Annotated in this window: 6 protein-coding genes and 1 pseudogene; 1 reads left to right on the forward strand and 6 read right to left on the reverse strand. The window is 67.1% G+C overall.

From position 1 onward, the window contains the following. Positions 1-119 precede the first annotated feature (119 nt). On the reverse strand, positions 120-6,191 hold the full coding sequence (locus HHX30_RS13155) for a DNRLRE domain-containing protein (protein ID WP_169982172.1): 6,072 nt from the start codon (positions 6,189-6,191) through the stop codon (positions 120-122). A gap of 183 nt (positions 6,192-6,374) precedes the next feature. Between HHX30_RS13155 and HHX30_RS13160 the strand changes: the two genes are divergently transcribed. Further along, positions 6,375-7,175 carry an AfsR/SARP family transcriptional regulator gene (locus HHX30_RS13160; protein ID WP_169982173.1) on the forward strand — a complete coding sequence of 267 codons (801 nt, stop codon included), beginning with the start codon at positions 6,375-6,377 and terminating at the stop codon, positions 7,173-7,175. 206 nt (positions 7,176-7,381) lie between these two features. Here the strand turns inward: HHX30_RS13160 and HHX30_RS40595 are convergent, their stop codons facing one another. The 5 genes and pseudogenes from HHX30_RS40595 to HHX30_RS40605 all read right to left on the reverse strand — a co-directional run bounded on the left by HHX30_RS40595 (position 7,382) and on the right by HHX30_RS40605 (position 11,871). Then, a complete protein-coding gene (locus HHX30_RS40595) occupies positions 7,382-7,636 on the reverse strand; it encodes a DUF6461 domain-containing protein (protein WP_311922350.1) in 255 nt (84 codons plus the stop codon). Beyond that, positions 7,622-7,890: pseudogene (locus HHX30_RS40600) on the reverse strand (transposase family protein); the annotation flags it as partial. The gene HHX30_RS40595 and the pseudogene HHX30_RS40600, both read right to left, overlap by 15 nt. A gap of 276 nt (positions 7,891-8,166) precedes the next feature. After that, positions 8,167-8,745: a sarcosine oxidase subunit gamma gene (locus HHX30_RS13170; RefSeq protein WP_169982174.1), complete on the reverse strand. Its 579-nt coding sequence runs from the start codon at positions 8,743-8,745 to the stop codon at positions 8,167-8,169. Continuing rightward, positions 8,738-11,596, reverse strand: a complete 2,859-nt coding sequence (locus tag HHX30_RS13175; protein WP_211591924.1) for a 2Fe-2S iron-sulfur cluster-binding protein — start codon at positions 11,594-11,596, stop codon at positions 8,738-8,740. Before HHX30_RS13175 ends, HHX30_RS13170 begins: the two co-directional genes overlap by 8 nt. Further along, positions 11,593-11,871, reverse strand: a complete 279-nt coding sequence (locus tag HHX30_RS40605) for a sarcosine oxidase subunit delta (protein ID WP_182909220.1) — start codon at positions 11,869-11,871, stop codon at positions 11,593-11,595. The genes HHX30_RS13175 and HHX30_RS40605 overlap by 4 nt, the downstream gene beginning before the upstream one ends. Positions 11,872-11,874 lie beyond the last annotated feature (3 nt).

Below are 11,874 nucleotides of genomic sequence, written 5' to 3' on the forward strand. Positions count from 1 at the left end.
CTATCCGCAGAACACGTGACGCATCCAGGCCTGATGCATCACACAGGGGCGGGATGCGGAGCTCCACTCCGTCCCGCCCCTGATCGGTATCTTCTGTCGCCGCTATCCCAGGGCCATTGCTACAGCATGCTGTAAATCTTCCAGTCGGTCACCTTGTAGGTGATGGTCGTTTTGTTTTTGACGTACAGGGTTGCCGCGTAGTTGATGTAGCCAACCTGCACACCGGCCGCCACGTTGGTGAAGGGGATTTTTACGCCCGCCTTGAACTTTGCCCGACCATATAGATACCACGTTCTGGTGGTATCGGTTGGAGGATTCGCGCCGGACTTTGAGGTGACGTACGAAGCGAAGCCCAGGGTACCCCAGTTGTCGAACTCCCAGTAACTGGAATATCTGTTGAAGTATGTCTTTCCGGACTTGATGCAGGCGTTGATGTAGATGTCCACGCCCCAATAGATCCAGCCCGGGGACTCGGCGCGCCTGATGCAGTATTCCGTGCCGTCGAGATCGAGGTTTCCTATCGGGTCCTGCTTGGCGTAGTCATAGGCGTTGGCGCTCCCACCCGTGACCGGATCCGTCGACAGGAAACGACCCGTCCGCGGATTGTAGACACGCGCCCCCATGAGGATGAGGCCCGCAAGAGTCTCGCCAGAGCGCTGTGAGCCGCCGAGCCATCCGTATCGGGCGGGAGACGTCGTGTTGTCGCGGCGAGCGACTCCGTACTCAGTCTGCTCGAAGTAAGCGCTGACGCCGCTGCCGAGCCGGTCGGCGACGGCGACGATGTCGCCGTGGGGGTTGGCGAGTTGAAGAGTTATCGTCCCCGCGCTGGTGAGCGTGGCGGCGAGCCCGTCGAGGCCGACGATGTTCCGCGTCCAGCTGCCATCGCTCTCGGTGATCCACGCGGGGGAATCTCCGTCGTCGGTGTAGTGATTGACAGTGGTCCCGGAGGCGTACTGCCCGCTGATCGTGCTGGATGTTATCCGGCCGAGTGGGTCCAGGTCGTAGGACTTGGTGGTGTAGTCCTGACTGAGACTGGCGACCATGTCATTGGCGTAGTAGGCGACATCCAGCGCAGTCCCACCGGCATCCGCGGCGGGTATCGTCATGGTGCGGCCGAAATCGTCGTAACCGTATCCTGCTGATGTGATTCGATCCGCCGCATCATAAGATTGCGTGTTGGTGGACGCTGTCGTAGACGTGGAGCAGCCTCCACCACCGGTGGCGGGGTAGCTAGCCAGACTTGTCCGGTTGCTGTTGAGGTCGAATCCGTAGACGCGAGTAGTACAGGAACCGGCGTAGGTGTCGGCAACCTTTGTCAGCCGGCCCGCTCCGTCATACCTGTATACCTGTCCACCCGCGGTCCCCGACTGCTGGGCCACACGGCCGTGGGCATCGTAGCGAAGGGTGTAGTCCAGCCAGGTTGAGCTGTTACGGACGTACGTGAGCTTGGTTCGCTCACCGACGGCGTCGTATCTGTTGCTCGCCGTCAGACCGCCGGGGTAGACCTGAACAGTGAGCTGCCCGTCGGGGTTGTACGCACCGAAGAAGACACCCGCCTCGGTGGTCAGCTTGGTGACGAGACCACGACGCTCGGCCAGGCCACTCGCGTCGGAGCCGTCATAGTTATAGGTCGTCGTGCCCTTTCCGTCCCCCGTGGTGGAGACTCGTCCGGCGGCGTCGTAGGTCGTTGTTGCGGTGTTGCCGCTGGCGTCGGTTTGAGACGTGATCCGACCGAGCGAGTCATATGTGGCGGTGATTTCCGCACCGCTGGTGCTGGCCTTGAGTGCCAATCCTGTCGCATTGTCATAGCTGTAGGTGACGACAGGGACCGGTGTCCCGCCCGATGATGCAGGGGAGACGGCCAACGACTTGCTCAGTACCCTACCCGCGTTGTCGAAGGTGAGTGTGGTGGTGCGAACAGCACTGCCGTTGTCCTCGGCTATTTGCGCCGCCTGGCCGTAATAGTCATAGGTGGTGGTTTTGATGGGGAGAGCAGTACCGGTCGGCTGAGCGATGGGGGAGGTACGGCAGACCCGGCCTGCCCACTGGGGTTTGTTACCACAAGCGCTGACGGTATTACTGCCCGCCTTGTAGTAGGTGGTTATCGCGGTCCCCGCGTCTGTGCCCGATGAGGCGGGCATACGCCGCTCGATCCCGCGCCCGGCAGCGTCGTAACGGGTCTTGATGACAGTGTCAGTGCCGCCGGGAACCACGGTGGTGACACTCGTCGGCAGATACAGTTCCCAGCCACTGGTGTCCCCGGCCGCGATGGGATCGTATCCAGTCTTGACCGTCTGAATATCGGCACTGGTGACAGAGGCGGTTCCGGCCACGATGAGCGGTTTGGTGACCTGGGTGGTCACCAAACCGGCACCGACTCGGTCCGCAGGCGCGCCCTCGTCGTAGGTGAATGTGATCTGCTGCCGGGCCGAGAGTGCCACCGATCCGGACGCCAGGGTGACCTGATGAGCCGGGCCGGTCTGAGTTAACACTCTGCCATTGTTGGTGTAAGTCGTGGCAGACGCCAGCAGATTGGCCCGTTCGACAGAACTCGTGAGGCCCGACACATAGGCGTCGGTGTCGATGGTTGGGCTCAGTGCTTGTGCACGGTTAGGGGGCGACAGCGACCAGACGGTGTTGCCGTTGCTGTCGTAACGGGTGGTGGAAATCTGCCACGCCCCCGCGCCGTAGTTCGCGGTGTTGACGGCGCGGCCGTTCACATCGAGGTAGGTCAGCGACGCGTAAGGGTAGTCGTCGCTGTTCGGCGTATATTCGCCGGCACTGTTCCGGGCGGGGACACGGGAGGCGGGGAAGACGGCCGCACCGATCCGCGGCAGGTCGACGGACTGCCCCCAGGTCGATGTGACCGCACTGGTCAGGGTTACCGGCGCCCCGGTCCCTCCGATCGGCACCCCATAGGCCACCGCCTGGGTGAGCTCACCTTGTGGGCTCGTCCGGGACACGTGGGCGAGCCTGCCGCTTGTGTCGTAGGCGAACGTCCAGGCCGCCAGACCTGGTGGGGTGAGCTGCGAAACCCTGCCGTCGCCGGTGTAATAGTAGGTTGTCGCGAGACCGCTTCGCGGATCGGTGACAGTACGCAAATGGCCGGTGGAGTCGTAGGCGTACGTCGCCATGACGGTCGTCTTCATGGCCGAACTGACCGGATCGAAGGCAGTGAAGCTGATCGACTTCACCTGACCGGAGTAGTCGCCCCACCCCGACGCTACGCCCGTCGCGGTGGTTGCGCTCGCGTAAGTGATGTTCAGCGCCCGGCATCCGGCGACAAGCGTGGCCGAGCAGTCGACTCCAGCTGGTACGGGTGCGAGCATCCGGGTGGCGCGTCCCTGGCCATCCCGCGAGTATGTCGTAGTGTTGTCGCTGCCGGGTTCGTCGATCGATGTCACACCCCAGACGCCGTTGGCCGAGGTAAACACGGTTCGCACGCCGGCGGAGTCGACGTGGGTGAACTGGGTTGCGCTGTCTTTCAGGAATTTCGAACCGTCGGCGTTGTCGCCTGTGCCCTTGAAGGAGCCGTCGCTCTGCGCAACGTAGGCCAACTCGCTGCCGTCGGATCCCTTCAGCAGTACGTAGCCGTCTGCGGAGTGGTCGGTGAAGGTCATTCCGGCGACACTCGACGCGCCGGCGGGGAAGGACGCCGTCCATCCCCGCCCGAAGACGCCGCTCGCGGCGGGAGCCAGGGTGGTGTGGCCACGGGACACCGCGAGATCATCCGCGCTCACGTCTCCCGCATGGAGGGAGTAGTCGCCCGTAAGCAGCGACACGGCCCCCGGGCCGAGCGCCTTGGTCCCGTACGATGCGCCGAAGGCGGTTCGCTCCAGTGTGACCAGCACAGGGTTGGAGCACTGCTCGGGGCTGCCGACGAAGCATGCCCGCACCTCAACGGGCCCGTCGCCACGGCTCGCCAACGTGGCGGCCACGTTCCAGGTCAGGTCGGGGAAGTCGGCGTTCACGTCGGTCCGGGTCTGCGGCCAAGCGGAGAGCGTGGTCGAGGAACCGGGTACGGTCACATCCGCTACCGGAATCGCCGCCCATGCGTTGTCGTCATCCACATCACTGCGGTATTCGTACCGGACCTGGGTATAGCCAGGCTCAGCTCGAGAAGCCAGAGTCAGCGCGGCGTGGGTCCTGTCCCCGGTGGCGGGCTTCGTGACCTCGCCCACTCCCACTCCGAAGGAATACGTCGCCACCGACGATGCCGTTCCTGCGGCGTTGACGGCAGTCGCGGTGAGGGTGTGCCAGCCGTCGGCGGGGTCGATGGTTACCGTCGCGGGGTCGCCGGCGACCGAGGCGGCCACATCATCGTCCAGATGCCAGGAGTAGCCGGCGACATTGGGAGAGGTGGAGTCCAGGGTGCAATCCACCGGGTCGGTCTGCTTGGCCGTCCACACGCCAGAGGTGTAGTCGACGCAGGTGATGCCAGGTGGAATGGGTACGCTCGTGTCGATCGTCAGAGCCTGCCAGTCGCTGTAGGCCGAATAGGAGGCACCGTCATAGGCGCGGACGCGCCAGTTGATTTGGTCTCCGTTCGCGAGAATTCCGGACGGTACCTGGATGACGGCGTCGCCGCCCGCCGCGACACCCGTGGCGGTGCCGGTCCAGATCGTCGACCCGCTGCGCTGTACCTCGAAGTTGCCGCTCAAGGTGCCGCCATCGGCGTCGTTGAGCTGCGCCCGTAAAGTCGGGGTGAGTGAATTGGTGCGTGCGCCGGATGACGGGCTGACCGACAGGGTGCCGGTTGTGGGAGCGACCGTGTAGGTCACGATCAGTTTGGGTGGGTAGTTGAACTCCACCGTCTCCTCAGACGTCGAGTACACCCAGTAACCGATCGTCGACTCCGACGGTGCACGCAGGACGAGCCCGTAGTTGGCGGTGCCCGAAACCCAGGCATTGACGATGCTGGTCACATTCCAGGACATGTAGCCAGAGCCGCACTCTCCGGCCACGTATCCTTGCGAGCCCTCCTTTGAGGTCACCGCATTGGTAGTGGTGCTCGTTGGCTGGGGTGACCAGTCGATTGTGTTGACGTCCCAGTTGCTGGTGATCTGGCGGACCTGAATGCCGTTGCCTACAGCCGTACCGCAGGAAGGGGCGTCCATATTGCGCATCTTCAACGTCGCCGACGTGACCCTGGAGGGCAGCCCGGCCGTGTCGAACTTGAGATAGCCCCGGGAGATTTCACCGCCGGTGTCCACGCCGACCTTCATGAAGGATCCGCTGGCGTTGTTCCAGTCGAAGATGTTGTCGACGTCGGTGTCACCACTGATCGGCAGTACGACCGAGGGGTCCACCGTCACGGGGAAACTGGTAGTGGGGTCCGACAAGAATCCGGCGTCGGGAGTTACCACGAGCATGGTCTTCCCGTTCCGCGTGGCCAGCTCGCCGCTGATCTTGCCGGGACGACCGCGATCGCGAGGCTTGTCGTGACCCGCACCGGCCTGACCTGTCGTCCCGGCCTCCCACATGGCGGGCTTGCTCGTCGCCGCGACCAGCTTGTCCTTGCCGCCCCGCAACTCGAGCCGTCCGCCGGCCGCGCCGAGTGTCAGGCCGTTGAGCGTGATTGGAATCTCGTAGGACACCGGCGTGGTTGGGCGTTTCCGCAGGACGATGTCGAACCGCATACCCGTGACGAGAGAAGTGACCACCAGGTCGGCGCCAGAACCGGCGGCGTCGACGTAGGTAGCCGTGTTCTTCTCGATCCTGGGGGCAGGAAGAGTCGTCGGCCACGAGAGAGCGATCGACTTCCCGGTGCCCTGGACGAGCTTGGCGAAGGGCCCTGTTCCTCCCGCGGAGAACTCCTGGACAGCCTTGGCGGCCTTTGGCTTGAACACGCCGTCCGCGGTGACCAGTCGGGTGTCGACAGGGACCCACGTGCCGTCCTGCCGAACACGTTCCGGGCCGCTCGCAGTCTCAGTCGTGAACGTTCCGTCTGTGTTCGCGTAAGTAAGGCTCGTTTCCGTCGTCTCGCCGCTGACCAGAACGCGGCTGTTCTGGAGACGTGCGGACAAGGCGGCTGACACGCGGTCCGGGCGCTCGGTAACCGTCTCCTGTTTCGGCGCAGCCTTCACCGGCGCTGCCGCCGCCTGAGGTGGAGGCAACGCGTAGGCCGGCGCCAGCGCTAAAGCCACCACCGTTAAGAGGACATAACGTTTACGGACAGGTAAGTGGACCACCGACACTCCTAGGACAGAGTTGTGGATCGTTCCTAGGACGGTAAGGGTGGACGGCACACCAAGGGCACATTTCCGGCACACAGAGATTCCCCAAAAGATCTTGCCTTCGCCTTGTCGGCCAACTATCTTTACGGGGGGCTTATAGGGGAAAATAGGGGATGATTCGGTCACTTGGGGGAGGACGTGCAGTTCAACGTCTTGGGACGGATAGGGCTCACTGGCGACACCGGTCACCCGATCAGCTTGACGCGGAGCAAGCACCTTCACCTGCTCGCGCTTCTCTTACTACGTCGGAACAGTCCAGTCCGGACGGACTGGCTGATCGACCAGCTATGGAATGGAAGGCCGCCCCGCTCCGCAGGGAGCAATCTCAAGACCTACATCACTCAGTTGCGGCGCCTGCTGCCGCAAGGACGCCTGAGCACCGAACTCGGCGGATACGTTTTACAAGCGGCCGAAAATGAGTTGGACGCCACAATTTTCGAGGGTTTGGCCGCCCAGGGACGGCATGCGCTTTCCCAAGGAAGGCATTCGTCCGCGCTACAGGTTTTCGAAGCTGCTTTGAAGCTGTGGCGAGGCGAACCTCTTCAGCAACTGACCTGCGATGGAGAGTTGGCAGCTTGGCATGACCGGCTCTCCGAAGAATTCAACATGCTGACCGAGGACCTCTTTCACGTCCGGCTTATCCTGGGGCGACACGCCGAGGTTATCGGCGAACTACTCTCCTGGACACGCCTCCACCCCATGCGGGAGCGGCCCCATGCGCAACTCATGCTCGCGTTGCACCGTAGCGGCCGTCTGCCTGAAGCGCTTGAGGTCTACAACCGTCTGCGCCGTGGGCTGGCAGAGGAGTTCGGTGTCGAGCCAGCCTTAGCAGTGCAGCGACTGCACCAGAAGATTCTCAGTATGGACGCTCCCCTTGACGGGAAGCCGACTGCGGAGCATGTTCTCCTTCGCGCGCGGCCGCTGATCAGGTTCGCGTGATACCTGAGGCTCTTCTACGGGACTCGACGAGCGACCACCCAGGCAGCACATAGGGCACAAGAGCTCGACCTTGAGGTTTTTCATCCTCATGGCCTGGTACGGCAGGCCTGCGGAGAACAGTGCCCCCGTGGAGCCTGCAGGAGCGTGCAGCGAAGTGATCCACCGTCCGCGGCCAACCCGCAGGGGCCGTGGACGGTGGCTTCTGCTCACCTCGATCCGGGAACGACTCCGCACAGGTAGGTGGACTCCTCCAGCAGCTGCGGCGTCATCGTGATCCCGGTGAGGCGCTCGGCCCCGTCGTTGATCCAGTAGAAGTAGTCCATGCCGTCGACGTCGAGGTAGAAGTGGGAGACGAGACGGGTGCCCGCCGACAGCGGCATGATGATCTCTTCGGTGACGCCAAGCCCACCGTGGGCCTCGACGAGGAGTACCCAGTCTCCAACGGCGACGGCGGCGTGCACATTGTCGGCCAGGGCGGCCAGGAGGTCGACGGCTTCGCGAACAATAGCGCCAGGCCGTGGTGGTCCCCACGGCGAAACCGGCGGCCAGGCGGGGGTCGCCATTGCGCAGATGGGCCAGGACCAGTAGCGCCTGCTGCGCTGGGTCTGACTTCCGCCACCGGGAGCGGCGTTCGGCGTGCCGGGTGGCGGATGAGTTCGGCCAGGCGAATCAGGGTGTGGTTGGACAGTGGAATCGAGGCACGGTAAGACAGCAACGAGGCTCCCGGTTGGGGCATCGGATTTTGGTCGACTGCTGTCTTATCGGGAGCCTCCTCTCATCCGCCACCGCTTTCCTCAGACCCGTCCTGACCGGTGCCTTCACGATGGAAAGAGCTCCTTCTCTGGCCCGTCCGCGGATCCTCCCAGGTTATTTCCTTGCTGGCCTGTCCTTCATGTCCGTGCTGGCTTCCCATAGCGTCTTGGCGCCCCTGGTCACGGTGGGAATCGGCCCGGCGATGTTCGAACCTCGACGGCCCGATGCCCACCGTCTGTCATCCTTCGGCCACGTACTCGACGGACGCGTCGAGCAGCCACTCCGCGACGTACGCGGCGAAGGACGAGCGGACCAGCACCCGGAAGCCGTCCTCACCGGCGACCAGGACGACGCCCGCCCTGGCCAGCGTGGTCTGGGCGCACCGGCCCGGGCCGAACACCCGGGGATGCAGGTCCAGCGCGCAGCCGTGGGCCAGCACGTCCCGCGCCCGCTCCCCGGCGACCACCAGGGTGGTGCGCTGCGCCGACACGTCGACGACCGACACGGGCTCGCCGGCCGCCGCCTCGGTGAGCCGCTCCACCAGCCCCGGGGCGGCGCCGTCCGGGCCCAGCAGCAGCCACTCGTCCGGCCCCAGCCACAGCACGGTCAGGTCGCCGCCGCGCACGGCCGTGCCCGGCTCCAACGGCAGTGGCACGCCGATCGCCGTCCCGATCCGCTCGGCCGCGGGGCTCTTGGGGTCCACCCGGAGGTCGATCTGGGTCAGGAAGGGGATCTCGGCCAGGCGCGGGCCGCCGCCCGCGCTCGCCGCCTCGAACCTGGCCGCGAACGCCGCGGCCGGACTCCTGCGTTCAGCCATCGCGGCGCGCTCCTTCCGGGTCGTACAGGACGTGGGAGGTCACGGTGACGGGCACCAGGTCCGCCCCCACCGGCGCGTACAGCCGCTCGCCGGCCCGCTCGCGCCCGCCGCTCACCAGCGCGAGCGCGAACGTACGGCCGAGCGCGGCGCTGCGGTAGCTGGAGGTGACGAAGCCCAGCGTCGGCGCCGGAGGCTCGGGCAGCGACGACGTCGCCACGAGGTGGGCGCCCTCGGGCAGCAGCACGCCGGGGTCCTCGGGCAGCAGGCCGACCAGGTGCTTGCGGTCGGGCCTGGAGGTGTCCGCCCGGGCGAAGGACCGCTTGCCGACGAAGTCGGCCTTCTTCTTCGAGACGATCCACTCCATGCCGAGGTCCTGCGGGGTGACCGTGCCGTCGGTGTCCTGGCCGACGATGGGGAACCCCTTCTCGGCGCGCAGGACGTGCATGGTCTCGGTCCCGTACGGCGTGACCTCGCCGGACGCCATGACGGCCTCCCACAGGGCGAGCCCCGACCAGGAGGACACGTTGATCTCGTAGGCCAGTTCGCCGGAGAAGCTGATCCGGCAGACCCGTGCCTCGATCCCGGCGACCTCGGCGTCCCGCCACGTCATGAACGGGAAGCTGTCGTTGTCCACCGCGAGACCCGGGGCGAGCCGCGCCAGCGCCTCACGGGAGCGCGGCCCGACGAGCGCCACGGTCGCCCACTGCTCGGTGACCGAGGTGCAGTGCACCCGCAGGTCCGGCCACTCGGTCTGCAGCCACTCCTCCATCCAGTCGAGCACCGCCGCCGCGTTGCCTGTGGTCGTGGTGACGAGGAAGCGGTCGTCCGCCAGGCGGATGACGGTGCCGTCGTCGAAGACCATGCCGTCGGCGCGGCACATCACGCCGTAGCGGATGGACCCGGCCTTGAGCGTGCTCATCATGTTCGTGTAGAGCCGGTCGAGGAACACGGCCGCGTCGGGTCCGACCACGTCGATCTTCCCGAGCGTGGAGGCGTCCATCGCCGCGACGTCCTCACGCGCCGCCCGGCACTCGCGCAGCACGGCGGCCTCCATGTCCTCACCCGGCCGCGGGTAGTACCAGGGCCGCTTCCACTGGCCGACGTTCTCGAACAGCGCCCCGCGCGCGACGTGCCACTCGTGCATCGCCGTGACGCGGACCGGGTCGTGCAGCGGCCCCCGGTCCCGGCCCGCCAGCGCGGCGAACGAGACCGGCGTGTACGGCGCGCGGAACGTCGTGGTCCCGAGCTCGGCGACCTCGACGCCGAGCGCGTGCGCCACCACGCCGCTGGTCAGCAGCCCGGACGTCTTGCCCTGGTCGTGCCCCGTGCCCGCCGTGGTGTAGCGCTTGACGTGCTCGACCGAGCTGAGGCCCGCGCCGACCGCGCGCAGCACCTCCCCCACCGTGACGTCCCGCTGCAGGTCCACGAAGTGCGTTCCGTAGTCGCCGCTCTCCACGAGCCACAGGTGCTCGGCGGGCGCGGCGGGAGGCTCCTCGCCGACGGCCGGCACGGCGATCTCGGACGGCGCAGTGATCTCGGACGGCACGGCGAGGCCGGCGGCCGACAGCGCGCGGCGGCCCGCCTCGGCGCCGTCCTCCAGGCAGCCGCGCAGCGTCGTCACGCCCCGGGCGAAGCCGGCGGCCTCGACCGCCTGGCGCGCCTCGCCGGGCGTGAACGCGCCCAGCCCCTCGTCGTACCGCAGCGTGCCGCCCGACTGGCTGAACAGGTGCACCACCGGCGACCAGCCGCCGGACACGAGCAGCAGGTCGGCGGGGATCTCCCGGGTCTCGCCGCCGGCGCCCTGTGTTTTCGAGCGCGGAGCGGTCTCGACCGAGGACACCTCGCCCTCGCCCCTGGCGGCGGTGACCACGTGACCGGTCAGGACCTCGATGCCGCGCTCGGCGCAGCGCGCCGCCCACGCCTCGCCGGGGGCCTGCCGTACGTCGGCGATCGCGGCGATCTCCACCCCGGCGTCGGCGAGGTCGAGCGCCGCGGCGTAGGCGCTGTCGTTGGTGGTGAACACCACCGCCCGGCGCCCGGGCAGGACCCGGTGCCGGTTCGCGTAGGTGCGGGCCGCGCCGGCCAGCATCACGCCGGGCAGGTCGTTCCCGGCGAAGGCGACGAACCGCTCGTGGCCGCCGGTCGCCAGCACCACCCGCTTCGCCCGGATGCGCCAGACGCGCTCGCGCGCCATCTCGGCGGGGGCCGCGGCGCCCAGGTGGTTCGTCCGGCGTTCCACCGCTATGACGTAGTTGTCGTCGTAGTGACCGAGCACCGTGGTGCGGCGCAGCACGCGCGCCTCCGGCAGGGCGGCCAGCGCGGCGACCTCCCCGGCCGCCCACTCGCGGCCCGGCCTGCCGTCCAGCGTCTCGGCCGTGCCGAGCAGGCTGCCGCCCGGCTCGGGCCGCTCGTCGGCCAGGATCACCCGGGCGCCGGCCCGCGCGGCCACGCCCGCGGCGGCGATGCCCGCCGGTCCCGCCCCCACGACGAGCACGTCGCAGTGGGCGTGCACGGCGTCGTAGCGCGCCGGGTCGGGGCGGTCGGCCAGCCTGCCCTGTCCCGGCAGGCCCGTGGCGACCAGGCCGTCGTACAGCTCGACGGTCGTCGCCTGGAGCATGGGCTCGGGGAAGGGCTCCTCGATCTGGACGAGCGCGTTCGGCTCCTCGCAGCCCGCGGCGTACACGCCGCGCGGGCGGCCGAGCCTGATGCTGCTCGCCACCGCGCGCACGCCGTTGGCCAGCAGCGCCGAGGCCAGCGTGTCGCCCTCCAGTCCCTCGTACTCCCGGCCGTCGAACCGGAAGCGCAGGACCCGCCCAGCCGCCCCCTCACGACGGTACGGCTGTCCACTCATGCGATCACCGGCCGCGGCTCGCCCACGCGGTAGACGGCGTGGATCTCGTTGGTGGCGGTGTCCCGTACGGCGTTGAACCAGCGGCGGCACCCGGCGGTGTGGCTCCACCGCTCCGCGAACAGGCCCTTGGGGTTGTCGCGGAAGAACAGGTAGCGGGCCCACTCCTCGTCGGACAGGGCGGCCGGGTCCTCCGGATAGGCGACGTGGGCCTGCCCCCCGTAGTGGAACTCGGCCTCGTCCCGCGGCCCGCACCACGGGCAGGGAATCAGCAGCATTTC

This window comes from Microbispora sp. H10836 (assembly GCF_012999525.1).
Classification (GTDB): Bacteria; Actinomycetota; Actinomycetes; order Streptosporangiales; family Streptosporangiaceae; genus Microbispora.